This window comes from Rhodococcus sp. DN22, assembly GCF_036669995.1.
Lineage (GTDB): Bacteria > Actinomycetota > Actinomycetes > Mycobacteriales > Mycobacteriaceae > Rhodococcus_F > Rhodococcus_F erythropolis.
Genome location: NZ_CP133326.1, coordinates 428,230 through 454,264, shown reverse-complemented (window position 1 = coordinate 454,264; position 26,035 = coordinate 428,230). Strand labels below are relative to the sequence as shown.

General features: G+C 61.6%; 17 protein-coding genes and 1 other RNA gene. 3 read left to right on the top strand and 15 right to left on the bottom strand.

The window, feature by feature from the left end:
- Positions 1-21 precede the first annotated feature (21 nt).
- From RA302_RS02075 to RA302_RS02065, 3 genes are all read right to left on the bottom strand, one after another.
- Entirely contained in the window at positions 22-1,608 is a 1,587-nt protein-coding gene (locus RA302_RS02075) for a hypothetical protein (protein ID WP_238054111.1), read from the bottom strand.
- Complete coding sequence (locus RA302_RS02070) at positions 1,605-7,724, bottom strand: type I polyketide synthase (RefSeq protein WP_166501690.1); 6,120 nt, start codon at positions 7,722-7,724, stop codon at positions 1,605-1,607. Before RA302_RS02070 ends, RA302_RS02075 begins: the two co-directional genes overlap by 4 nt.
- Positions 7,725-8,401: 677 nt before the next feature.
- Positions 8,402-10,663 (bottom strand): DNA polymerase III subunit gamma and tau, encoded by a 2,262-nt coding sequence (locus RA302_RS02065; RefSeq protein WP_166501689.1) that lies wholly within the window; start codon positions 10,661-10,663, stop codon positions 8,402-8,404.
- Between the two features lie 163 nt (positions 10,664-10,826).
- Here RA302_RS02065 and RA302_RS02060 point away from each other — a divergent pair, with 163 nt between their 5' ends.
- Complete coding sequence (locus tag RA302_RS02060) at positions 10,827-12,140, top strand: ammonium transporter (RefSeq protein ID WP_003943791.1); 1,314 nt, start codon at positions 10,827-10,829, stop codon at positions 12,138-12,140.
- Between the two features lie 6 nt (positions 12,141-12,146).
- Here RA302_RS02060 and RA302_RS02055 read toward each other — a convergent pair whose 3' ends face one another.
- The 7 genes from RA302_RS02055 to RA302_RS02025 form a co-directional block, all read right to left on the bottom strand.
- Positions 12,147-12,518 (bottom strand): carboxymuconolactone decarboxylase family protein, encoded by a 372-nt coding sequence (locus tag RA302_RS02055; protein ID WP_020905896.1) that lies wholly within the window; start codon positions 12,516-12,518, stop codon positions 12,147-12,149.
- Between the two features lie 8 nt (positions 12,519-12,526).
- Positions 12,527-14,116 (bottom strand): long-chain fatty acid--CoA ligase, encoded by a 1,590-nt coding sequence (locus tag RA302_RS02050; RefSeq protein ID WP_238054110.1) that lies wholly within the window; start codon positions 14,114-14,116, stop codon positions 12,527-12,529.
- Positions 14,109-14,732, bottom strand: a complete 624-nt coding sequence (locus tag RA302_RS02045; protein ID WP_042950423.1) for an alpha/beta hydrolase — start codon at positions 14,730-14,732, stop codon at positions 14,109-14,111. Before RA302_RS02045 ends, RA302_RS02050 begins: the two co-directional genes overlap by 8 nt.
- The gene (locus RA302_RS02040) at positions 14,732-16,093 is read right to left on the bottom strand and encodes an MFS transporter (RefSeq protein WP_134998549.1); all 1,362 of its coding nucleotides are present in this window, start codon (positions 16,091-16,093) and stop codon (positions 14,732-14,734) included. The genes RA302_RS02045 and RA302_RS02040 overlap by 1 nt, the downstream gene beginning before the upstream one ends.
- A gap of 96 nt (positions 16,094-16,189) precedes the next feature.
- Complete coding sequence (locus RA302_RS02035; protein ID WP_003943988.1) at positions 16,190-17,242, bottom strand: 3-keto-5-aminohexanoate cleavage protein; 1,053 nt, start codon at positions 17,240-17,242, stop codon at positions 16,190-16,192.
- Between the two features lie 51 nt (positions 17,243-17,293).
- Positions 17,294-18,193 carry a TauD/TfdA family dioxygenase gene (locus RA302_RS02030; protein WP_020905892.1) on the bottom strand — a complete coding sequence of 300 codons (900 nt, stop codon included), beginning with the start codon at positions 18,191-18,193 and terminating at the stop codon, positions 17,294-17,296.
- A gap of 30 nt (positions 18,194-18,223) precedes the next feature.
- Entirely contained in the window at positions 18,224-19,198 is a 975-nt protein-coding gene (locus tag RA302_RS02025) for a quinone oxidoreductase (RefSeq protein WP_166501688.1), read from the bottom strand.
- Positions 19,199-19,398: 200 nt separating this feature from the next.
- On the opposite strand from RA302_RS02025, the gene RA302_RS02020 reads away from it, so the two are divergent.
- Positions 19,399-20,403: an AraC family transcriptional regulator gene (locus tag RA302_RS02020; RefSeq protein WP_021342611.1), complete on the top strand. Its 1,005-nt coding sequence runs from the start codon at positions 19,399-19,401 to the stop codon at positions 20,401-20,403.
- Here the strand turns inward: RA302_RS02020 and RA302_RS02015 are convergent.
- Positions 20,396-21,442 carry a putative sulfate exporter family transporter gene (locus RA302_RS02015; RefSeq protein ID WP_020905890.1) on the bottom strand — a complete coding sequence of 349 codons (1,047 nt, stop codon included), beginning with the start codon at positions 21,440-21,442 and terminating at the stop codon, positions 20,396-20,398. The two genes, RA302_RS02020 and RA302_RS02015, sit on opposite strands and share 8 nt — an antisense overlap.
- A gap of 101 nt (positions 21,443-21,543) precedes the next feature.
- Between RA302_RS02015 and RA302_RS02010 the strand changes: the two genes are divergently transcribed.
- The gene (locus RA302_RS02010) at positions 21,544-22,452 is read left to right on the top strand and encodes a LysR family transcriptional regulator (protein WP_113683499.1); all 909 of its coding nucleotides are present in this window, start codon (positions 21,544-21,546) and stop codon (positions 22,450-22,452) included.
- A gap of 7 nt (positions 22,453-22,459) precedes the next feature.
- Here RA302_RS02010 and RA302_RS02005 read toward each other — a convergent pair whose 3' ends face one another.
- The 4 genes from RA302_RS02005 to ffs form a co-directional block, all read right to left on the bottom strand.
- Positions 22,460-23,041: an HhH-GPD-type base excision DNA repair protein gene (locus RA302_RS02005; protein WP_019746526.1), complete on the bottom strand. Its 582-nt coding sequence runs from the start codon at positions 23,039-23,041 to the stop codon at positions 22,460-22,462.
- Positions 23,042-23,059: 18 nt separating this feature from the next.
- Positions 23,060-24,415, bottom strand: coding sequence for a glycosyltransferase 87 family protein (locus RA302_RS02000; protein WP_020968199.1), 1,356 nt, complete (start codon positions 24,413-24,415; stop codon positions 23,060-23,062).
- Between the two features lie 98 nt (positions 24,416-24,513).
- Entirely contained in the window at positions 24,514-25,806 is a 1,293-nt protein-coding gene (locus RA302_RS01995) for an aminotransferase class I/II-fold pyridoxal phosphate-dependent enzyme (protein WP_133728622.1), read from the bottom strand.
- Between the two features lie 42 nt (positions 25,807-25,848).
- Positions 25,849-25,948: signal recognition particle sRNA small type (ffs, locus tag RA302_RS01990), an RNA gene on the bottom strand.
- Positions 25,949-26,035: the final 87 nt, after the last annotated feature.

Sequence of the window (26,035 nt, the reverse complement as noted above, 5' to 3'; positions counted from 1 at the left end):
CGATCTCGGAAAATCCCCCGTCTACTTTCCGTCGATCGCCTCCAGCACAGAATCGATCAGTGACTGCGGAAGTTTCGACGGCGGAGAGATTTCCAGTTCTCCCGGAGCGCCCGGCATCGTCCAGACAGTTCTGTGCCGAGCGATCGCGAGCTTCTCCCGTGATCCGTCCTGATTGACCTTGAAGTACTCGAACTCGAGGTCGATCCCCCTCTCGTAGAGGGCAGCCAAGGACATCGTGACCAGGACGTCGTCGAACGGCATGACCTCGCGCAGATGCTCAACCCTGGTGTGCACACAACGCAGTTCCCCGAGAGCGCCTCTGGCCGCCATGGCCTCACGCTGAGAACGGGCGAGGAACTTGTCCCGAACCCTCGACTGCCAGATGTAATAGTTGCCGAAGTAGATGTTGCCCACGACGTTTCCGTCGTGCATCGTCGTCGAGAACACCTCGGATTCGAGCAGGTACGGATTGCGCGGCACCATCGGAGCCGAGCGGATCAAGGAACCACGATCGACGTCCTTCGGTTGTGTGGGGACAGCGATGTTCTTCGCCCCCGTCGGAATCGTCATCGGCTCGATGAAATCGTGGAAGTACTGCGGCATCGGCCGTGCCGCCACCACACCGTGGGAGAGGATTTCCACCCACGTCGTCTGCATCGCACTCCATCCGATGTGTGTGCGCGTCTCGCCGTCGACCCGGCACCATTCGACATGCAGATTGGTGGTTGCCCGATCCGGACCGGTGAGCTCGGTGATCCAGATGGTCCCCTCGACAATGTCGTCGGTGTACAGGTTCGCATCGATGAACACCTCGGAGTTGTTGGTCACCATGCCCCAACGACCCGTCGCCATGTCCTCCACGATCTGCTTCGAGATCGGTCCGGTTCCCCTCTCTCGCAAAGCGCCCAACCACAGCGCGAAGCTCGCGAACCCCACTGATCCACCGACGTTGCACGCGTCCCGGAACCCGACGGGGAACCGGATCGACACCGCCGGATAGCCGCTTCGGGCCACCACATGCACGTCGGAGCCGTAGGCCATCGGATCGAACTGCGCGAGAGACTTCGCCGACAACGGGCCGGTGTCGAACTGTGGTGCCGGGTCCTGCGCCGGCTCTTCTGCATCCTCCTCGTCCGAAACACGCTCTTCGGCATCCGCCTCATCGGTCACGAAAGCGAGAATCCGCTCCTCGTTGTCCGTCAACAGAGCCGGAAAGGTCAGAACCACCACGCTTCCCTCTGCGCCGCCGCGGAAGGTCACTGCGTCTTCCTCCCTGGCGCCCATCGCCAGAGAAACCGACATCTGCCCCGTGGCCTTTCGGATCGCCTCGGCCGCCGCCCACAGCCTGGTTCCCGCACGATCGAGTGATTCGCCGCCTGCGATCAACTCGTCGAGCAGCGGAATCCGCGCCGAACCCAGAAGCGCCTTCCACTGCACGACGGTTCGGGAGCGAATCGGTTCGATGTCACACCCCTGAGGCCAGTCGCCGGCCGAACTGAGTGACTTGCTGCCGTCGTGCGAGAGCGAGACATCCACAGAGGGTGGAATATCACCGACAACGACGGGCTTTCCGGTTTCCTGCCATTCGATGGCAAAGGCATTACTCATTTGATCACCACATCCTCATCGAGATGAATGTTCACGGCCGCCTCGGCGATCGGTTTCTCCTGCTCGTGGCGTTCCGACTTGGTCAACTCGTGAATCCCCGGGGTGTGCGCGACCACAACCCGCGGGCTCTTCACTCCCAACGCCCGGCTGTGTTGCGCGAGCTTGTCGAGAATGATCTGTGCGTCGCGCGCAGTCGGATCCGCGATTTCCTCAGCCGTAGGACGGCTTTCGTCGTGGGAGAGAATCTGGGAGCGATATCCCTCGAGTTGCATCACCACTCGTCCGTCCTTCACCACCGCCACGTCGGCTTGCATGTGGGTCTCTGTCTGCACCTTGTCGTAGGCGTACGCGGTGAACGAACGAGCCTCGAATCGTCCGTCGTACATGTCGATTCGCGCAATGTTGACCGGAAGGCAGATCTCCCGCGGAACCATGATCTGGCCCGATTGGAGCAGGGAATCGAGGAAGTAAGGATCACCGAGGAGGTGCTGCTTACGGTCGGCTCGCGAAATAGCGCTGAAGAGAATGTGCTCGGAATCGAGGCTCGAGATCTCTTCGAGTCGGCGGAAATCGCCCTCCTGGAACAGCAACCACGAGTAGAGGTCGTCTAACGGATCGATGTCGAGCACAGGTCGCGGCAACTCCTTCTCGAACTCCGGCAGTGATTCGTCCAGCCCGAAGATGAAGTCGGCCGAGAAATGGGGCCGCCCGTACCCGGTCCGTTCGGTGCCGATCGTGACATGCACCCGCGTTCCTGCGGCATCACGATCCTGCTCCACGACGCTTGCCTTGATCTCGACTCTGGTGCCCTCGACGGTGTCGACGACGATCGGTCGATCCAGTTTGATGTCGTCGATGCGGACGCGACCCAGGGTCACGCGTCCCGTGACATACGCCGCCGCCTGCGACATCGCCTCGAGCCCGAACACCGTCGGAAGCAGCGCCGATCCCTTCCAGACATGATCGAGGACAAAGGGATCCGCCGAGGTGGACAACGTCGTCCGGGTCACCAGTTCTACCTGCGGCTCGAATGTCACGACTTGGTCGATGTAGCGCGACACCGCCGGCAGAGCCGGTGCTGCCGGCGCCCAGGTGTCGAGACCGCCGAGTCGACTGGTCACGACAATACGACTCGCCTCGGGTCCGCTGTCGACCAGGCGAAGGAAATGATCCACTCCCGCAGCCGTCGAAATCGGCATGACACCCATCTTCGCGAGGTGGTTGACACTGCCCATGCGGGCGCCCATCCCGGTCTCTCCCCACACGCTGTACGCGAGCGAGAACGTCCGAGTCTTCGGGTGCCCGGCGGCATACCGCACCACCATTTCGTCGAGAAGCTCGTTTCCGTATGCATACCAGCTGTTTCCGGGCATACCTGTGAATCCGATGATGGAAGAGAAGCCCACGAACAGCTTCAAGTCACGATCAGCGAGCGCTTCGACGAAGTTGGCTGCGCCCAGGACCTTAGGTGCAACCTCCTTGAAAGCCGCAGCGCTGTCGACTCTCTCGAACCGCCGCGGAACATTTGCCCCCGCACCGTGGACAAACCCGGTGATCGGCCCCACCTCGACCTCGATCTGGGCGACGACGCCGGCCACCGCCGCGGCATCCGTGACGTTGCAGCGATAGTAGTGAGCGCTCAAACCGGCAGACGTGAAGTCCGCAAGAGTGGAGGCGATTTCGTCGCCCGCTTGTCGCTGAGAGCTTCCGATCAGCACCAGTTCGGCGCCGGTCTTTCGACCGAGGGCCAGAGCACATTGGGCCATGATGCCTTTCGCGCCACCGGTCACGACCACGACATCCGAACTTCCCAATCCGCTTTCGCGGACGGTGTAGTCGTTGGAGGCGAGAACCCGCGGTTGCAGTGCCGTGCGTCCCATCTCGGCGTCGTAAGTCGCGAACACATAGGGTGCAACCGAATCCAACTCGGAGACGACAGTGGCTGCTACCTCCGCGTCCGCAGTCGAGCCGTCGAATCCTATGACGCGCACATCCAGTTCGGGACGCTCGTGATGCACCGAAGCGGTGAAAGCCGCCACACTCGGCACCGGCGCTGGATTGCTCAACTCGACATCGGTGAACTGAACCACTGCCAATGTGGTTCGCGCGCCTCCACTTTGCTGCGCCGGAACTATCTTGTACATGTGTTCGATCCCACGGCGCAAGCCGCTTTCGGTGACGGAATCATCGGTCACGCGCGGCATTACGGCAACCACGTGGTGTGCATTCGCAGTAGTGCTGTCGGAGAATGTGCGAATGTCGACCTGAGCGCCACGACCTCGAAGTTCGGATTCCAACCTTCCGACCAAACCGGCGTCGTCACCGATGACGACAAACGTCGTGTCCGTGAGGTCTCGGACTCCGTGCAACGCTGTCTCGCTCCGAACCTTTTCCAGGGTGTAATCGCGAACCCAGGTGAAGCTGTCGGCTGATATACCCTTTGCCTTCGCCGGCAGCGCCCGCGCAGCCGGCTGCTGCTGCCCCGACTTCTCCTTCGCGGACCGATCGAGCACTTCGATCAGTTCACCCAGGCTGACGTTGACGAGTTCGGCCGGATCCAGGTCACCCTGAACACCCAATCGTGTTGCCACCGTCGCGATTGCATCGGCGGCCTTGATCGAGTCCATGTTCAGGTCGTCCAGGAGGTGGAGATCGACGTCGAGAGACTCCACCGGAAATCCGGTGTCCTCCGCGATTACCTCGAGCAGTATTCGCGACACGTCCGACTGCGCCGAACTCGCTGCTGGAACGGCAGAACCGGGATGCGGTGATGCCGCAAGGATCAGCGATGCTGCTTCTCCGATGGTGGCGTTGGCCAACTCGGCAGGGTCGAGGTCGACAACCTCGAACTGATGTGCAACCTTCGAAATAGCCTCTGCCGCACTGATCGAGTCGAGATTCAGATCATCGAGCAGACGCAGATCCGTCGTGATCGACTCGGCGGGGAATCCCGTCGTATCGGCGAGGATCCTGATCAGCTCACTTTCCACGGACCCAGCGCCCGCGACAGCCGGCTCTTCGACTACCGGAGCCGAAACCGGCGAAGGAGCTTTCGCTGCTACAGATTCGTGGCCGTTGGTGACTGCCCGCGAAGTCGGAGCAGATGGAACAGATGGAGAAGATGGAGAAGTCGCTCCACTGCCTACATCCGCGCGAATGACGTCGACGAGGAAGGTCCCGCGTCGGCTCAGGTAATCGGCCAGCGCCGCAGCCGGATCCCCGCCGGACGTACCAAGTGCGAGCGGTTCGGGAGCAGAGGTAACCGTCAGCTTCGCCTCGGCCAGGTTCTCGATGAATACCTTCTGATCGGCAGGAACGAATTCGCGCACGAACCGGCCGTCGAAAAGTTCGTTCCAGCGGACCTGAGCGCCGTGTACGTACATCGCGGCCAGTGCGACGTTGAAGTCCTCGTCGCGTCCGGACTTGGACGCAACGGGGAAGCAGCGCACGCCGTCGGTCCCATTGATCGCCTTGGTGAGCCCGGTCAGCACACGGCCGGGTCCGACCTCGACGAGCAGGTCCACTTCCTGCGAGATCCCACTTACCGTCTTGACCCAGTCAACCGGTGAGACAACCTGTTTGGTGACCAATTCGCGAAGTGCCAGTGGCGTCTGTACGCGTTCCCCTTCGACACAGGAATACACGGGGCAAGTCAACGAATCGACTTGCTCCTCAACGGGCGCAGTGGACTTCAGCTCCCGTTCGGCCTCGTTCATCATCTCGGAGTGGAAAGCATTCGACACGGCAAGCGCCTGAGCCGACACTCCGCGGGTCTTCGCGATGGCAACCACATCGTCGACCGCGTCTTTGGTACCCGAAACCACACTCTGCGTGGGCGTATTCAGATTCGCGACGGTCGCGTAACCCTTTGCCTCCGCGATGATCGCCTCAGCCGTCGATCGGTCGCAGGTCAGGCTCGCCATTGCGCCGTTTCCACCACCACTGACAGCCATGGCCGCACCCTTCGCCGCAGCCAAGGTGACCAGCGTCTTCTGGTCGTAAGCTCCGGCCGCGTAGAGCGCAGTCAACTCCCCGAGACTGTGGCCGGCGACAGCACTGGGTGTGACACCCAATCGGCGGAGGTACTCGAACCAGAGCAGCGACGCCAAGGCGACGGCGGGCTGGGTGAACTGTGTCTGGGCGAGGTCCCGCTTCCACTTCGCCAATTCCGCAGCGTCTGCGCTCTTGACCGGGTTCCGCAGAATCCGCGGCGTGATCGCCTCCGCTCCAACTCCCTCCAACCAGCCGTCCGCCTTGGTCGCCAGTTCGCGCGCCCACTCGAAGCGCTCGATCAGCACGCGAGCCATCTCGAGTTGTTGGGATCCCTGTCCAGGGAACAGGAATCCGATGTCGTGGCGGACGCTGTTCGAAATCGAGATCTCGTTGCTCACCACCTTGACCTGGCCGGAAGCTGGAGCGGAGTTCTCGCAGATCACGGCAAGCTGACGCATGCGTTCGGCCAACTGCGCGGGACGTCCGGCCACCACTGCGGCACGGAAGGGCGCGGTCGGCGAGATCACTCGCGAGAGTTTCGCCGAAAAGTCCAGCAGCTCCGCAACACTCAACGGAACCGCCAGATCTGCAACATCCCGCGCTCGGGTCGCCAAGTCCACCGCGGAATCTGCAGAGAGTACAAATACCTCGGTGTCCTGATACGACGCCATCATCGTGCGGACGTCTTGCGAGGGTGTCAGCTTGCTGGACGGTGCATCAGCCGATTCGATCGCGACGTGGCAGTTGATACCGCCGAAACCCATGGCTTGCGCACCGGCACGCATCTTCTCCGACGGATCTCTGATCTCGCCGTTGACAAGCGGAAAGAGTGCCGGTGCTTCGGTTCCGAACGCCGGGTTCGGGTCGGTGCAACCGGCGAGCGGCGGAAGGATTCGTTGATTGACGGCCATGGTCGCCTTGATCAGCGCAAGGATGCCCGACGCCGCCTTCGTGTGCCCGATCAGCGACTTCAGTGAGGTCATGCCGATGCTACGAGCCTCGACTGGTCCGTCCGTCTGCGCGGCCTGCTGGACGCCGGCCAATTCGACAGGGTCCCCGACGGGAGTACCAGTTCCGTGTCCTTCGACAAAGGCAACCTCGCTGGCCGCGAATCCCGCTCCCGAATATGCGCGACGGATCATTTCGGCCTGAGTTTCGGCGCGGGGCTTGGTAATTCCCCCCTTGCCATCGGTAGAGATGCCCCAGCCGCGAATCGTCGCGTACACGTAGTCGCCGTCCGCCCTGGCGTCCTCGAGTCGTTTCAAGGCCACGAATCCGCAACCTTCACCCGGGATGAATCCGCTTCGGCTTGCGTCGTACACGTTCATGTCGCCGCGTGTCAGTGCACCCAAACGGGCGAATCCCACCAGTTCCAAAGGATCCAGGCTGACGTCGACTCCACCTGCCAATACGAAGTCGGCCGCGCCGGACGCCAGCTTTTCGGCTGCAGTCGCCACCGCGAGCATTCCGGACGCGCACGCACCGTCCACGACGTACCCGCCGCCGTTGAAGTCGAGGTAATTGCAGATACGGCCGGCGATCGTATTCGACAACATGCCGGCCAGAGTGTCTTCACTCGGCTCCACCAACGGGCCTTTGTAGACCTCTTCCATCGTCTCGGCGAGAGCATCGGCGACGGAACTGTCCAACTGGCGCGCTTCGGCTGCCACAGCGAGTGCGCGCTTGACGTAAGGCCAACGCAAACGCATCGACCACATCCGGGATTCTTCACCGGTGAGGGAGTTGCCGACGATTGCGGCGCTGCGTCCAGTTGGCACCGATCCTCGGCTGTAGCCCGCGTCCGCCAAAGCCCCGAGTGCTGTTTCCAGCGCCAACCAGTGTGTGAGATCTGTCGACTTGAAGGTTCGCTCCGGTATCCGGCGACCTACCCAGTCGAATTCGAAACCATCCATGAACGCGCCGCGGTCGGCGTATGTCTTGTCGACGTCGTCAGGGCTCGCGCTCCAGTAGTCGTCGAGCGACATCCGCGACTCGGGAAACTTTCGGAATTGCATCCGTCGCGCGAGGACGTTCTCCCAAAATCCTTGCAGATCATGGGCACCGGGAGACCACATGCTCATCCCGACTATCGCGATCGCGGGATTAGTTGAATCTTCAGTCATCTTACACTTCCTATTTTCGCGCGCATCCACGGGAGACTCAATCGACCGAAGACTAACCACGCGTTCAGCCGTGTGTAAAACGCAGATTCACCTCAAGGCATAAACAAATAACAAAGGTCGTTCAGCTCCGTGAACATGTGTCAGCAATTTAACAGCAATCGATAGTTAGCTGTAACTCGGAGTTACTTATTTGCTTCGTCGCCGGTCAAGCAGTGGTTTGAACATCCGTACCGGACACCGGTTTCACGGCCACCGTTTTCTCGAGATCGGCAAATGCTCAGTTGAGTGCGCACCGAAATGCCGCAATGCCGAATATGTGGCCAATTCGCCGAATGTCCCAAATTGGTCGATCACCGCAAAACAAACATCCGACAACTATCAATCTGAACATTCGTGACACACCGAGAATTAGCAACAGCACGCGAATGTCGATCAGACAACAAGAAATTCCAGATATTCTTCGGCGACCATCGTCCGAATCGATGTTTCGTTACACCGGAATTGGGCGAACGAATGTGCCAGCAAACCGGCCACACACAATTCAGCTTTGCCGGGCCGAGTCGGTGCCCTTTGGACACGTGCGCACACAAAAGGAACGGCACTTATAACAATTCGATCACACAGTGGTGCCGCGGCATTCCGACAGCCGTTTCACGCGCACGGACCGAGTCGGCAACTCAGCTTTCGAGGCGGCGTGCCCCGAGGACGTCCTTGAGGAGTTCCTTTGCAACGTCCTCGGGATCACGTCTGGCAGTCGGATCAGCGGGCTCAGCCGCCTCCGCGAACATCTCGTCCTCGTCCTCCGGCGTTGCAGGCGGAGGAGTTGCCTCGTAGTCGACCTCAGGAGCAGGGGCCGGTCCAGGGTCTTCCGGATAGTCGGGGGCCTCAGGCGGCGGAATGTCGTCCGAATCTCCGCGCTGGGGCTGCGGGGCCTTGGGCTGCTGCGCTGCACGCTCCTGACTGGGGCGCGAGAAGCGGGGCGCAGCGGCCGGGCGGCTCGCAGCTTCTGTCGCCTTCGGTGCGCTCGATGCTGCCGGCGCTGTGGGCGCACCTTCTTGATACTCGACTTGCCAAGTGCCACCGAACATCTCGGCAAGGACCTCGCAGATGACCGCCGCGTTGTGCGGTTGCGTCACACGAGCACCCAGGACCGGCGAGCCGTGAGCGATGACCACAACATGCCCACGCACGTCGTGAACCGTCGCAGCGGACAGCATGGCCGGAAGAACCTTGTTTCGTTCACCGACCTTGTTGCGCAAGGTGTTCCACGATTCACGGAGGGTCTCGACTGTGGGGCCCGCCGAGACCGGCGCAGCTTCTGCAGCCGCCGGCTCCTCGTACTCGGGCTCGGGCTCGTAGTCGGGTTCCGGCTCGGCAAGCCCGATCAGCTCTTCCGCTTCGACCGGAGCAGGAGCCGGTGGTTCAACCACAGGAGCTTCAACTATTGGAGCTTCGGCAACCGGAGCTTCAACCACTGGTGCTTCAAACACTGGTGCTTCAACCACCGGAGCTTCAACCACTGGAGCTTCCGCAACCGGCGGTTCCACGATCTCGACGGTGGGAGGCTCGACCGCGGGAACTGCCGCTACCGGAGGTTCGACGACAGGAGCCTCGACGACCGGCGGCGCCGCCGGAGCAGGGGCAGCTGGTTCCGGCCGTGCCTCAGGCTCGGCCTTGCGTTGAGAGGGCCGTTGGAACTTGGAAGCAATCTCCGGTTCGAGCGGCGGCACGGTCGGTGCCGGCGTTGCTGCCGCGCGAGGGGCAGCGGCAGCCGCGACTCCGGCAGCCGGAATACCTTGTTCCAGGCGCTCGAGCCGCTGCAACACAGCCGACTCGGTGTCGGAGGCCGAAGGAAGCAGCATTCTCGCGCACATCACTTCGAGCAGCAGCCGCGGCGCCGTCGCCCCACGCATTTCACTGAGACCAGCGTGGACGGTTTCGGCGAAACGGGTGAGCGTGGCCGGGCCGACTCGCTGAATCTGTTCACGCATCGTGACCAGCTCGGCCTCCGGCGCATCGACCAACCCTCGTTCGCTGGCATCGGAGACTGCCTGCATCAAAATGAGATCGCGTAGACGTTCGAGGAGATCGAGCGCGAATCGGCGTGGATCGTGACCGGCGTCCATCACCCGATCGACAGTGCCGAACAAGGCGGCTCCGTCACTGGCAGACAGGGCGTCTACTGCTTCGTCGATGAGCGCGACGTCGGTGACTCCGAGAAGAGAGAGCGCCCGCGGATACGTGACACCTTCTTCGCCGGCTCCCGCGAGCAACTGATCGAGGACACTCAACGAGTCGCGAGGCGAACCGCCGCCAGCCTTGATGACCAGGGGATAAACAGCAGGCTCGACCGGTACGCCTTCCTGGGCGCAGATCTTTTCCAGGAGTCCGCGCATGGTCGACGGCGCCAACAGGCGGAACGGGTAGTGGTGTGTACGAGAACGGATGGTCGGGAGAACCTTTTCCGGTTCCGTCGTCGCAAAGATGAAGATGAGGTGCTCCGGCGGCTCTTCGACGATCTTGAGCAGCGCGTTGAAGCCCGCCGCCGTCACCATGTGTGCCTCGTCGATGATGAAGACGCGGTAGCGAGAAGCGGCGGGGGCGTGGAACGCCTTGTCTCGGAGTTCTCGGGTGTCGTCGACGCCACCGTGACTTGCGGCGTCGAGTTCCGTCACGTCCAGGTTGCCTGTGCCGCCCGGGCCAAGCGAAACGCACGAGTCGCATACATCGCACGGCGTCGACGTCGGTCCCTGCTCACAGTTCAGCGAACGCGCCAGGATTCGCGCCGACGACGTCTTTCCACAGCCGCGCGGGCCGGAAAACAGATAGGCATGGTTGATGCGTCCGGTGTCGAGGGCCGTGCTGAGCGGTGCGGTGACATGCTCCTGCCCCACCACCTCGGCGAAGGACGCGGGTCGATACTTCCGGTACAGGGCCACGCGCAAAAGACTACCGGCGACCCACGACAGGTGATCCGGTGCGGGTGCAACGCCGACTTCTCCCGAAACATGTTCGCAACACAATCGCAGTGCGGAGGAAACCGCACGCACCCATCGTGGGTTCCGTGCACGCGGGCTGGTCCGCATGCGTGAGGAGAAAACTGTGCCCGCCACCATCGATGCCGGAGCAACTGCCTGGTTGCTCGTCAGTACTGCACTCGTACTTCTGATGACGCCAGGACTCGCGCTCTTCTACGGCGGCATGGTCCGCTCGACCGGCGTACTCAACATGATCATGATGAGCTTCGTCTCCATCGCACTCGTCACGGTCGCGTGGTTGTTCGTGGGCTACAGCCTCGTGTTCGGCGACGATCACGGTGGCATCATCGGCGGACTCGAACACATCGGCATGGCGGGCATCGACCCGTCGACCGTGCACGGGAATGTCCCGGAAGTGTTGTTCGCAACCTTCCAATTGACGTTCGCAATCCTTACTGCAGCACTCATCAGTGGTGCGATCGCCGACCGCGCGAAGTTCTCCGCCTGGATGATCTTCGTCCCCATCTGGTCCTTGCTCGTCTATGTCCCCGTCGCTCACTGGGTGTGGAATCCGCAGGGATGGCTCGCCCAGATGGGCGCACTCGACTACGCCGGTGGCCTCGTGGTCGAAATCGTGTCCGGAGCGTCAGGCCTGGCATTGGCACTGGTCCTCGGCCAGCGGATGGGATTCAAGGCCGAGTCGATGCGTCCGCACAATCTGCCGTTCGTCCTGCTCGGCGTCGGTCTGCTCTGGTTCGGTTGGTTCGGATTCAACGCCGGGTCGGCCCTTGCGGCCGACGGTATGGCCTCGCAGATCTTCCTCAACACACTCGTCGCCGGCTGTACCGGACTACTCGGCTGGCTGTTCGTCGAGCAGAACCGTGACGGACACCCCACGACGTTCGGCGCAGCTTCAGGCGTCGTCGCCGGTCTGGTCGCGATCACCCCGTCGTGCGGAACGGTGAACATGTTCGGTGCGCTCGTCATCGGTCTGATCGCGGGCATCGTCTGCTCGTACGCCGTGGGATGGAAGCACAAGCTCGGCTACGACGACTCCCTCGACGTCGTCGGCGTGCACCTCGTCGGCGGAATCGTCGGCTCGTTGCTGATCGGACTCCTCGCGACGGCCGTGATGACGGGCGGTCCGGAAGGTTTGTTCTTCGGCGGTGGATTCGCGCAGCTGGGCAAGCAGTTCGTCGGTGTCGTCGTGGTCGCGCTCTATGCCTTCGGTGTGACCTACGGTCTCGGAAAGCTCATCGACAAGACCTTCGGCTTCCGTATTTCGCGTGAAGACGAGGCCCGCGGAATCGACGTTGCCCTGCACGCGGAGTCCGCCTACGAGCACGGAGTCCTCGGCCACGGTCCGATCGGCGGACAGAACCCGAGCCCGTTCCTCCAGCGTCAGCGTGAGGAACGGGAGAACCGCGAGCGGGACTGACCGCCGTCACCGGTTCGCGATTTCCTCCATCAGGATCGGAACGCCGACATTGCAGGAGTGAATCCCGACGACGGTGGTCAGTTTCAGCACCTCGAGAATCTCCTTCGGGGTCACTCCCATGTCGAGCGCAGCGCGAATATGGCGTCGTACGCCGGGTGCGTACATGTGTGTGCTCGCCGCATCGACGGCTATGCACAGCAACTGGATCACCTGAGGTGACAGCACCCCACTGTTCCAGGGCTGCATCGCTGTCTTCATGTACAGCTCGGTCCACTCGGGATCCAGCTCCGAAAGTCCGTCCCACAACGGATTCCAGCCACCCGAATCCTTCATAGCCTGGGTCACGGGAAAAGCTTCACTTGCTCGAACGTCAGTCATCGATCTCCTCAGACAATCGAAAATGCTTGATTCAATTCACGTTTGAGAATCTTTCCGGTTGCCGTCATCGGTAGCGACGGCACGAACTCGATGCGGCGCGGATATTTGTAGGCGGCCATCTGTTCCCGCGACCATTCCACGAGATCCGATTCTGAGATCTCTTCACTCGGCTCTCGGATCACGTAGGCGACAATTTCTTCGCCGAGGCTCGTGTCCGGCACCCCGACGACAGCGACGAGTGAGACGGCTGGGTGGGTGAGCAGAACCTCTTCGATTTCGCGCGGGTAGACGTTGAATCCTCCCCGCACGATCATGTCCTTCGCGCGGTCGACGATGTAGTAATTTCCGTCGGTATCGACCCGTGCCAGATCCCCGGTGCGAAACCATCCGTCGCACATTACTTCCGCCGTCGCCTCGGGTCGGTTGAAATAGCCCTTCATGACGTTGTGCCCGCGAATGGCCAACTCACCCACTTCATCGGGGCCGGTGATCGTACGCCAAGAGTCATCGACAAGCCGCGCTTCGACGCCCCAGATCGGCACGCCGATCGAACCGGGCCGGGGGTCGCTCTCCGGGTCACTGAACAAGGCCAACGGAGAGGTCTCGGACAACCCGTACCCTTCGAGGATCTGAACACCGAAGCGTTCCCTGAACTGTGTCAAGATTTCGACGGGAAGCGCTGCACCACCGGAGATCGCGCACCGCATGTTCTGTGCAACGGTCTCGATATCCACCCCGAATTTCACTACCTCGTCCAGCACGCCGAGCAGTCCCCAATACATGGTCGGGACGCCCGCGAAGACCGAGATCTTTTCGCGTTCCATGATCTCGAGTGCCGCGGTCGCATCGAAGCGCGGCATCAACACCAAGGTGGCACCGACGCAGATTCCCGCATTCATGGTCACTGTCTGGCCGAACGAGTGGAACAACGGCAAAGTCAGGAGATAACGCTCATGCATGGACGGAACGCTCTCGAACAACCGGTTGGTCGACAGTGCATTCAAGACCATGTTGCAGTGAGTGAGTTCGGCGCCCTTGGGCTTTCCGGTCGTGCCGCTGGTGTAGAGAATGACCGCGGTGTCCGTCGGTTCACGAACAACCGCGGCTGCAGGCGTTTCCGTGCCGGACACGGATGCCAGTGCTTCGCCTAGAGTCTCGACTCCGAGGATCGACGACGGTGCACCCGGTTCGGCGCTGATCACGATCAGGGCCGAACAGGTCTCGCTCTGCTCGAACCCGGCGATGGCGTACTCGGCGATCGGTAATTCGGGACTTCCCTCGAAACAGAAGTACAGCTTCGCTTCCGAATCAGCCAGGTGATAGGCAATTTCGCGCCCCTTGAGCAGGATGTTCAGAGGAACGACGACGCCACCGGCCTTGAGAATGCCGTAGTAGACGATCGGGAACTCGAGAACGTTCGGGCAGGACAACGCCACCTTGTCACCTGGCTCGACACCCCGCGAGACGAGCAGATGGGCGATGCGATTCGCGTACGCGTCGAACTGCGCATACGTCAGCCTCGCTTCTCCGAGAACCAGCGCATCCCGTTCCGGGTATCGCCGGGCCGAGTCTTCCAGCAGAGCAGCAAGATCAAGCATGACTGTGTTCCTCCTGCGCATCGGAATCCGTGGCATGAGACGAGGCAGCGTGCGACACCGACTCGAGCAGTTCCCGCACCAACGATTCCGCCCGCGGCCAATACCCGTATCCGGACGCCGGATTGAGATGTCCGACCTCACCCAAATCCAGCAACCGACTCCCCCATCCTTCAGCCAAACCCACAACTCGGCGATACCCGGCGAGCGGATCGTTCCGACTCGCCGCGACCGTGCTCGGAAAAGGCAGACGCTGACGCGGTATCGGTAGCCACCCGTTCCGATCGAGCTCTTCGAGAGACGGATAGGACTCGGGTAGAGGAAGTTCGAGATCCGCCGGCGTGACCAGAAGTGCGCCGGCAACATCTCGATGATGCGCCCTCGCCCAGTGGGCAACTGTCATGACTCCGGCGCTGTGCGCGACCAGGACCACCGGGCTGGAAACACTAGTCAACACCTCGTCCAATGCCGCAACCCTGGCATCGCGACTGAGCTTGTCGGTCTCGAGGGGAGGAACCGTCAGAACGTTGTCGAGCCTGCGCGCGAGGTGAGTCTGCCAATGATCCTCGACATGATCGCGCAGGCCGGGAACTATTACTACCGTGGGTGATTCATCCATCAGGAACTCCGAACATCTGCTACTTCAGTGGCGCCGGGGATCTCGGGCCGATTCTGCAACGTAGCCAGCCGCCTCATCCCGGCGGGATAGGCACGCTTGCCGGCTACCAACGCGAGGGCCGCGACGACATAGACGAAGGGCGAAAGCTGTAGAGCGCCGAGAAGACCCAGGTGATCGGCGAGGATGCCGACCACGAAGGGACCGAGCGCCAGCCCAAGAAGGTTGTTGGCAACGGTGAGCGTTCCCATGGCCGACGCTCGAATCGAGTGATGGGTAAGGTTCGCGACCATAGCTGCCGTCGGCCCCGACGAACCGGCGGAGAAGAATGCACCGATACCGAGCAATACGAGTTGCGCTGTCCCCGTATCCAACCGGAGCCCGATACTCAGCGTCACCAACGAGATGGCGCAGTAGACGATGGCGGTGGTCCATTTCCGCGCCGAATCGTCGCGGCTGAATCTATCTGTGATGAACCCGCACACCACCATCCCACTTCCGACCAGGAGGACGAACACGGAAGCTGTGACGCCGGCCTTGTCCGGGGCCAAATCGTAGTAGCGATTGAAGAAGCTCGGCAACCACGCCAGAAGTACAGCGGCGGTGAACATCTGGAGACCACCACCGATGTAGGCGAACAACACGGCGGGATTGGTGAACAGCGAGGACACCGGCGCACGAAAACCGTCGTGTCTCACCGCTTCCCCGGCGGCATCCGGCGCGGCCTCGACGGCGTAAGCGGTGAGCTTCTTCTCGGTGACGAGGGCACGGAACAGCGCAACCAGAATCAGACCGAAGATCGCCATGGCGGCAAAAGACCACCGCCAACTGAACTGGACTGCGATGAACCCACCGATTGCCACACCGATGACCGAACCGAACGATCCACCGGCCATGAAGGCACCGGCAAGAGCTGCGTGCACGCGGGGCGCAAACACACTGAGGACCACGGCGATACCCACGCTGCCGTACGCCGCTTCACCGACACCGACCAGGAACCGGGCGCCCAACATCTGTTCGTAGGTCTGAGCGATTGCGCACAGCAACGTCGCGACACTCCACAACACCGCCATCAAGATCAAGCTCTTGACGCGGCCCCAGCGGTCCGCGAGCAGCGACAACGGGAACGTCAACAGCCCGACCATCAATGCCACCACGCTGCTCAGGGAGGCGAGGTGCGAATCGGAGAGATCCCAGTCCGCTTTCAGGATCGGGAAGACTGCACTGAGCACCTGCCTCGACATGTAGTCCGAGAGCAGAAGACCGAAAGCCAGGGCGAAAACGATCCACGGGTATAACTTTCGTCGTCCGCCGATTCCGAGCGCGGTGTCCACACGTGGCGTGGCGGGAGCTTGCAGTCCCATGACTCTCCTAGAAGTACTCGAGGTAGACGGGGGGATTCGGGGGTACGAACCGTCGCGGTTCGTACCCCCGGAACTGTTGTACGAGAGGGTGCGAACTCAGGCGTGCTGCGTGAATCCCAGCTGGCCGATCCGGCGGTTGGGCGCGTAACCCAGCTTCGCCAACGTCTCGTCGGTGTCGGCATACGTCTCACCGATCCGGTAGATGTCCCGAGCTTCCTTCGCGGTAGCCACCTCGCGGCCCAATTCGCCTGCAATGCGCACCAACTGCTCGATCTGCTGCACCGACGTCATCTTCTCGCCCTTGCGGCCCCAGATGGTGTCCTCGTTGCCGCAACGAGCGTGCAAGCCCATCGCGATGGCCATCGTGTTCACCGGCAGGACGCTACGCATCAGCGTTTCCAGCGTCAGGCACGCACCGTCGGGAACACGCTGGACGAAGTTCATCATGTTGTACGGGTTGGGGCCGTCGAAGCCGCCGCCGATTGCCACCCATGTGAGGTTGACCGGGCCGGTGTAGATGCCGCGTCGGATCAACCGCTCCACCGTTTCGAGCTGCGGGATACTGGACAACTGGAAATGCGGCTGGATTCCGGCGGCCTGCAACCGGCGCAGGTGCTCTGCCACCCACTCCGGACCGGCGGGCACAGTCATTTCCCGATACGTGTCCGCCAATTCCGGACGCTGCATCGACGTACCCGCGATGTCGTCGTCGGTCATCAGTTCCATGATGTTCATCTGGCTGGTGTTGATCGCGATCGTCACCTGATCGGGAGCCGGCTCCAATTCCGCAAGCATGTGACGCACGTCGTCGGACAACCACTTCGCATCGGCGCCTTCCCCCTCCGGGGCAAACGAAATCGAGCCGCCGACCTGCAGAATCATCTCGGGAACGGCCTCACGCAAGCGGCCGAGAAGCTCGTTGAACTTCGACAGTCGCTTCGAGCCCTTGCCGTCGAGTTCACGCACGTGGATGTGGAGAACGGTGGCACCGGCGTTGAAGCAGTCGACGGCTTGCTGGACGTGCTCGTCCATCGACAGCGGGAGGTCTTCTGCAAAATCGTCCGGCTCCCACTCCGGTCCGTAGGGAGCGACGGTGATGACAAGCTTGTCCTGGGTTTCGGGGAACAGTGAATCGTCGTGGAAATGCATAGCGTGACTCCGATCGAGTGAATGAATTATCTTCGGGGCTGGGAAGAGGGATCAGAACGGTGCGTCGCCGATGATTCCGGCGCGTTCCATCTTTCGAACCGCGGGCCAGTAGTCCTGCACCGCGTAATGCTGTGTCGAACGGTTGTCCCAGATCGCGACGCTGTTCTCGGTCCAGCGCCACCGAACCTGGTACTCGGGAATCTGAGCCTGGCTCGCCAGGTAAGTGAGCAAATTCCCGGCGCCGGGGGCGTAATCGATTCCGTAGCGGACGTTCTCGGGCGTGTGATAGTTCACGAGGTGTGTGGCGAACGAATTGACGAAAAGAATCTTCTCGCCGGTCTCCGGATGTGTTCGTACCACGGGATGTTCGGCGTCGGGAAAGCGTTCCTTCAGCTGGTGCCGCTGATCGATCGGCATCCGAGCGCCGAAGGTCGACTCGATACTGTGCCTGGCACGCAGGTCCTTGATCTGCTCCTTGACCCGCGCCGGCAGATTCTCGTAGGCGAGTGCCATGTTCACCCAAATCGTGTCGCCGCCGACCGGAGGTGTTTCCACACAACGCAATACACATCCCATGGGCGGGTTCACGCGCCAGGTGGCGTCGCAGTGATACGCATTCTCGAAATGCTCCGGCGGGCTGTCCAGGTCTTTGTAGATGCGGACCAGGCCCGGGTGGTCGGGGTCGCTGCCCAGGGCCGGATGATCCTCGAGTTCACCGAATCGCTGGGCAAGCTCTACGTGCTCGGCTTTGGAGAAGTTCTGGTCGCGAAAGAACAGAACCTTGTGTTCGAGCAGCAATCCCTTGATTTGGGCAAAGAGTGCAGCATCTCGCGCGACCTCGCCGAGATCCACCCCGGACAACTCTGCCCCGATCGAACAGGTCAATTTCTCGACGCGGATCGTGCTGGTCGACGAGGGAAGGTTTTCTGTCAACGTTGCGGTGTTGGTCATGACAATTCCTCTGGGAAGTGCTGTTTCGGTTCAGACGGAGAAGACGGAGGAACCGATACTGCGACCGGACTCCATGTCGTGGTGCGCACGCACCGCATCTTCGAGGGGGTATCGCTGGTTGATCTCGATCTTGATTCGCCCGGATTCGACGTGTGAGAACAGTTCGCCCGCCAATTCGGCACGTTCCTCGGGATCTGCGATGTAATCGGCAAGTGCCGGACGTGTGAGGAAGAGAGATCCCTTGACGGCCAACTGCATTGCCTGAATCGGCGGAGTCGGCCCGGACGCCGTTCCGAAGCACACCAGCAGCCCGCGCCTGGCAAGGCAATCGAGCGAGATGTCGAACGTGGATTGCCCGATACTGTCGTAGACAACCGGCACGCCGACGCCCCCGGTGATCTCCTTGACACGCGCTACGACGTCCTCGCGGGTGTAGATGACGACTTCATCGCACCCGTGAGCACGGGCAACGCTCGCCTTCTCGTCGCTCGACACCGTTCCGATCACTTTGATTCCCAACAGTTTTGCCCACTGGGTGAAGATCAGTCCAACCCCGCCCGCCGCAGCATGCAGCAACACGGTGTCTCCCGCTTTCAACGGGTAGATGCGACGCAGAAGGTAGGCGGCGGTCAGTCCTCGCATGGTCATGGCGGCCGCGGTGTCGAAGGCGATGCCGTCGGGTAGCGCGATCAGGTCGGACGACGCCATGATCCGCTCGGTGGCGTACGCACCCAGCGGACTGCCGGTGTAGGTCACACGGTCCCCCACTGCAAAATCGACTACTCCCTCGCCAATCTCTTCGACCACACCGGCGCCCTCAACGCCCATCCCGGCAGGCAATTGCGCAGGATAGAGGCCACTTCGAAAGTAGGTGTCGGCGAAGTTCAACCCCACCGCTTCATGACGAACCCGAACCTCTCCGGTACCCGGTCGTCCTACCTCGATCTCTTCCCAACGCATGACGGACGGTGTGCCGATCTCGTGGAACCGAATGGCGTTTGCCATCAATGCTCTCCAATTCTGTGGGCGGGCTCGACTCGATTACGGTCGAGCTGTATTCGTACGCAACAACTTCCAGAAGTCGGTGCTCAACTTCGCGGTCGTGCCGAACTGATGTGAACAAAACTATGTGAGATCCGGCTCACATGCTTAACTTGACGAGACACACAACACAACATTTCGGGACATCGAGTAAAGGGGGCCCTATGAAGCCACTCGCCCGCTACGCGTCACTGAACCGATACGTCGACCTGTGCCGAACAGTGGACGTGGACGCTGTGGCCCTCATGAGAAGTGTCGGCCTGAGCCCGGCAAGCCTGGCGAACCCCGACCAATGGGTACCGGCCGCCTCCATCGCATCGCTCCTGGAGCGATCGGCAGCGGAGTCCGGACACGAAGACTTCGGGCTTCTACTCGCCGGCCTGCGTCGACTGTCCAATCTCGGTCCCCTCAGCTTGGTCATCAGGGAAGAACCAGACGTCAGGAGCGCGCTCGACGTATTGATGCGATACGAGCACACGTACAACGAGTCATTACGCATTCGACTGAACGAGGTCAACGGACTCGCCACCCTGCGAATCTCGCTCGAGGTCGGCGAACCGGTCGACACCAGACAGAGCGTCGAACTCGCAGTCGGCGCGACGCTGCAGATCCTGCGAAGTTTCCTGGGTTCTCGATGGCATCCGGTCAGCGTGGGATTCACGCACAATGCCCCGAAAGATACGAGCACGCATCGACGAATCCTCGGCGACACCGTGGAATTCGATCACGAATTCACCGGAATCGTTTTCTTCGCCGCCGACCTGGATGCGGCAAACCAACTGTCCGACGAGTTGCTCCGGCCGTACGCTCGCCAGTTCCTCGACTCACTTCCCGCATCGGAAACCTCCGACACCCTCAGCCGCACCAAGGAATTGATCGAAGTTCTGCTTCCGACCGGCCGCTGCTCTGTCGAGCAGGTGGCACGAAGCCTCGGGTTCGACCGGCGGACACTGCACCGTCATCTCGCCGAATCCGGAGATACGTTCACGGCCGTTCTCAATTCGGTCCGAAGCACCCTCGCGGAACGATTTGTCGCCAACCCTCGCTATTCATTGACCGAAGTGGCGGTCCACCTGGGGTTTTCGACGCAGGGTAGTTTCTCGCGCTGGTTTCGCACTCAGTTCTCGACGAGCCCGAGCGCATGGCGGACTCAACGCTCGATCAGCTGACCAGCACGACTCCGACGTAGGCGATCGTCGCCACCCACACGGTGGAAATCGCGGCCAGAACGAATGGTCGTGCGCCCACTCCACGAATGACGCTCAGCCGCACCCCCAGCCCGAGAGCGAACATCGCAGCAGCCAACAGCGCCGTCTGCACGGTCTTCGCCAATCCGAGAAGCTCATTTGGCAACATTCCGGTGGAGCGCAAACCCATGCAGCCGATGAATGCCACGACGAACAACGGAATCAGCGGGGGCCGCTTGGTGGCGGTGTTGTCGACCATCGTGCGTTGCCGAATGCTCAGAAACGCCATGACCGGCGCCAACATCAATACGCGCGCAAGTTTGACCACGGTCGCGACACCCAACGCGGTGGCGCCGAGAGCGCTGCCGGCAGCCACTACTTGTGCCACTTCGTGGATCGACCCACCGGCCCACATGCCCGCCTCGATCTCGTTCATACCGAAAGCATCGGCCAGCAAGGGGATCGTCGGAATCATCAGAGTTCCGAAGATCACCACCAGCGCTACAGCGGTCAGCAACTCTTCCTCTCGCGCATTCACCACACCGTCCGCAGCAGCCACAGCGGCTGCGCCACAGATCGAGAAGCCGCAGGCAATCAGAATCCTCTGCGACCAACTCAATCCCAGAAGCTTTCCGGCATACATGGTCCCGGCGATACCGAGGAACACTATCGCCACCACAACGGCGATCACTCCCCAACCCAAACCGACGATGTCGGAGAACATCAATTGCAGCCCGAGCAGAGCGATACCCACCCGAAGTAGCCGTTTCGCCGAGAATGCCAGGCCAGGTTGGAATTTCGCCGGCAAAGAGACGGTATTCGCCAACACCGCACCCGCCACGATCGCAATCAGCAACGGACTCACGGCGGAGGTGAACTGACCGGCTATCAGCGCGACCGTGGCACCCAAGGCGCACAACGCAACTCCGGGCACCAATGCAGCGACACTCGACCACCGTCGTACTTCTGACGAAGGGGCGACTGCGGGTTTCTCGGCCACGGACTTCACATCACGGTTCACTCATCCAGCGTCCTTGAGCCACCATCGCTCCGGTAGGGCGATTTCTACCATCACGACATATCAGATCGATATGGAATAGATGCTGGGTATAGCCTGTCTGCATGACCAGAAGGTGGCCCGACCTCACCACACTCGAGCTACTCGTCGGCATCGATGATCACGGAAGCCTCAGTGCTGCAAGCCGTCTGGCTCACATCGCACAACCGAATGCCAGCCGCGCCGTCAAAGCCCTCGAGCGGCAGCTCGGGATGCCACTCATACACCGAAGGTCGACGGGGGCGACTTTGACTCCGCAGGGGACCGTCATCGTCCACTGGGCGCGCCGCGTCCTCGCCAACTCGAGGCAGCTTCTCGACGTCGCCGAAGGGATGCGGACCGAACGATCCGCGGAATTGACCGTGTGTGCCAGCATGACCGTCGCCGAACATCTGATCCCGGCCTGGCTCGGCGTCTTTCGATCACTGCATCCTGGTGTCACCGTCCACCTTCAGGTCTACAACTCGGCACGCGTACTCGAAGCCGTCGAAGTAGGAATGTGTGACCTCGGATTCGTCGAGTCACCGACCGTTCCGAAGAGCCTGCCCAGCGTCACCGTCGCGCGTGACTCGCTGGTCGTGGTCGTTCATCCGGATCATCCATGGGCGCGTCGACGAAAGCCGCTGACCGTCGCCGAACTGGCAGCGACACCGCTGCTGGTGCGTGAGCCCGGATCGGGAACCAGAACGACTCTCGACCTGGCGTTACACGAATACGAGCGCGGTGCACCGTTGTTGGAACTGGGTAGTTCGGCCGCGATTCGAACCAGCGTGCTCGGTGGCGTCGGCCCGGCGGTACTGAGCACGCTGGCCGTCGAGGACCAGGTGAAGCAGGGAGAACTTCGGGTCGTAGCCGTCGAAGGCTTGGAACTCGACCGATCCCTGCGTGCAGTGTGGCGCCCGCCGCGTCAGCTCGAGGGCCCCGCAGGCGACCTGATGAAAGTAGTGCGTGCGAGCGGGTCCCGGAAATCCTGAAAGCGGCTTACTTCTTGTCGGCCTTCGCTGCGGCCTTTGCGGCCTTCTTGAACTCGCGGACCTCGAGCAAAGACTGTTCGTCGACCACGTCTGCAATCGAGCGCCTCGAGCCCTCGAGCCCGTAGTCGCCGGCCGCTTGGCGCCAACCTTTCGGCTCGACGCCGATCTGTTTTCCGAGCAACGCCAGGAAGATCCGGGCTTTTTGATCCCCGTAACCGGGTAGGGCTTTGAGCCGCTTCAGCACTTCCTTGCCGTCGGGATTTCCCGAAGTCCAGATCGCCGCGGTGTCGCCGTCGTAGTTCTCGACGATGAACTGGCACATGAGCTGGATACGCTCGCCCATCGACTTGGGGAATCGGTGCACAGCCGGAGGCTCGGCACAGATGGCGATGAACTCGTCGGTGTCCATGTCGGCGATACGCCTGACGTCGATACCGCTGAGCCGATCCGCCAGCTTCTTCGGACCTAGGAAGGCCGTTTCCATCGGAACCTGTTGATCGAGAAGCATTCCGATCAACAACGCCAACGGGTCCTCGGCCAGGAGGGCATCCGCTTCGGGGTCACCGACAAGGTTCAGTTGAAGTGCCATGAGTCCGATACTGCCACGTCAGGCGGCAGTTGTGACCGGCGCCGACGCATCCGGAGCCGGAATCTTCCACTTCTTCCAGCCGAACAGAACCAACGTCGAGACCGCGGCAAGCGTGAAGACCCAGAGGTAGACGCCGACGGTCGGAATCCGCAGATACTCGGGCGGCACGAACATGAACAGGCCCATTCCGACAAAGCGATCCGTACCCGGAATGACCGACGGGTCCCACCAGGTGTGAGACCAGTTCAAGACTGGGAGCAGGAAAACGAACGGCGCCACCCACGCCCAGCGCTTCTTCGACACCATCGCGTAGTGCGCGGCGAGGACGACCAGCGGGACGAACCACACCCAGTGATGACCCCACGAGAACGGCGAGACAGTGGTCGCAGTCAACCCCGTCATGGTGAGGCCGAGCAATTTCTGGCCGTGCCGGTGAGCAATCCACGCGGCACCGAGTCCGAGGCATACTGCCAGCGCACTGAAGACGAGGACCAGGACCCGCGACGGCGTCGGAGTGTGAGTGAGCTGAGCAATCAGACCGGACACTGACTGGTTGCTCGGAGCATCCGTCGGTCCGACGCGTTCGCTGTCGACAAGAGTGCCGGTCCAGTACTTGTACGCATCGTTGTAGATCACGACGAAACCAATCGCGACGGTCGCCGCGAACGTCACGACGGCCGTCACCAACGCACGCCATTGACGAGTGATGAAGAGGTACGCCCAGAAGAAGGCCGGAGTGAGCTTCACGCCGGCGGCGATGCCTGCCCCGATTCCTCGGAGCCGACTCTTCTCGTCCCGACCGAGGTCCCACACGATCAAGAGCAGCAGGAAGATGTTGATCTGCCCGAGCCAGAGCGTCGTACGTATCGGTTCCATGAACAGAAAGATCGTGGTGGCCAACGCACTGACGGCGTACGCCTTCACGTCGAGCCGATAACCGAGGTACTTCCAGCACAACACGATCACTGCGAACAACGCAGCGATGTTCAAACCCGTCCACACGACAATCGCCTGTTTGAACGAGAGCACCGCCCACACCGTGAACAGCAAAGCCGCAAACGGGGTGTACGTGAACATCATCCCTTCCAGGACTGGCCCGTCGTACAACGGAAGGCCCTGAACCACAACGCTGCCGCCGTGGCGGTAGACGTCGAGATCGAGGAAATTTTCGAAGATCCCCCAGTACCGCGTATTCATCGGCACGGCGAAAAGAACCATCAGCACGGACGCGACTGCCAGAACACCGAGCACAGAGAATCCGAGAACACCGACACGGAGACTGCGTCGCGGTATGTCAGCTTCGATGACCGACTCTGATTTCGCGGTGTGCGCCTCGAAAGAGGGCCCATCCGAAGCGTTGATCGCGCCCGTCACTACAACCTCCGGGATTTACACCCTATGTCGGGAATTGATGCTCCGAACGGTACAAGACGAGACCGAAAAGTACCGACCGGGCACGCCGCTTAGAGAACTCAGATCTCGGAGAGACGCGATTCGGTGGCTGCGAGCAGGACACACGTCGCCACGCCGTCCATGGCAACTTCGAGTTCAGCCGTGGACGGGAAGCTCGGGGCCAACCGGATGTTCCGGTCATCCGGATCCGTGCTGTACGGGAAAGCCGATCCGGCAGCGGTGAGCGCGATACCCGCGTTCTTCGCCAGTTCGATGACGCGCTTGGCCGTGCCGTCGACCACGTCGAGGCTGATGAAGTATCCGCCCTTCGGCTCGGTCCAGGACGCGACCTTCGAAGCACCGAGACGATCCTCGAGGATCCGCAGTACGAGCTCGAACTTGGGTGCGAGGAACGCGCGATGCTTCTCCATGTGCGCACGAACGCCGTCGGCATTGCCGAAGAAACGCAGGTGGCGAAGCTGATTGACCTTGTCCGGTCCGATGCTCTTCTTACCCAGGAACTTCTGGTACCAGGCAAGGTTTTCCGCCGAGCTACCGAAGAAGCTCACACCAGCGCCGGCGAAAGTGATCTTGGACGTCGACGCGAACACGAGCGGACGGTTGGGGTGACCGGCCTCCGCTGCCATCGAGAGAATGTCGTAGGAAGGCGCAGTCTCGCCGACAAGTGGATGCACGGCATACGCGTTGTCCCAGTACAGGCGGAAGTCCGGCGCGGCCGTCGGCATCGACGCGAGCGTCCGGACAATTTCTTCGGAGTACACGGCACCGGTGGGGTTCGCGTAGACCGGAACCGCCCACATGCCCTTGATCTGCGGATCTGACGCAACAAGTTCGGCGATCTTGACGACATCCGGGCCGTCGTGGTTCATCGGCACCGCAATCATCTCGATGCCGAGGGACTCGGTGATCGCGAAGTGGCGGTCGTAGCCCGGTGCGGGGCAGAGAAACTTGATCTTCTCTTCCTGTGCCCACGGCCGGGCCGAATCCGGAGTGCCGTGCAGCAGTGAGAACACGACGTTGTCGTGCATGATCTCGAGGCTCGCGTTGTTGCCGGCGAGAAGGTTCGCAACGGGGATACCCAGCAGCTCACCGAAGATGGCGCGCAGTTCCGGCAGACCGGTGAGTCCACCGTAGTTGCGGCAGTCGGTGCCGCTTCCGTCACGGAAGTCACCGTCGCCGGGCAGCGTCAGCAGTGCTGAGGAAAGGTCGAGTTGTTCCGGGGAAGGCTTACCGCGGGTCAGATCGAGTGCGAGCTTCTGCGCCTGGAGCTGCGTGTACTTCGCGCTCTGGCTCTCATGCTCGGAGGTGAGTTCTTCATGGCTCATCAACCCGATCTGGGTTTGGATAGGCATCCGGAGCGGCCTTTCACCGACGAGGCGGGGTCGGGTATGTGAAAAAAATAGAGGACCCCGCGCACCCGGCAGAGCCCGTTGACCCTTGCTGCCTTCCGGCCCTGGGGGAGTTCACAGGATGCGCGCCGCGCGGGATCCAATGAACAGTGTAGACGGCTTTCGTCGGCCGCTGCACACCACCTACCGGGGTGGAGATGCAAACCCTGAGATCCACCGGTTCTTCGCAGGT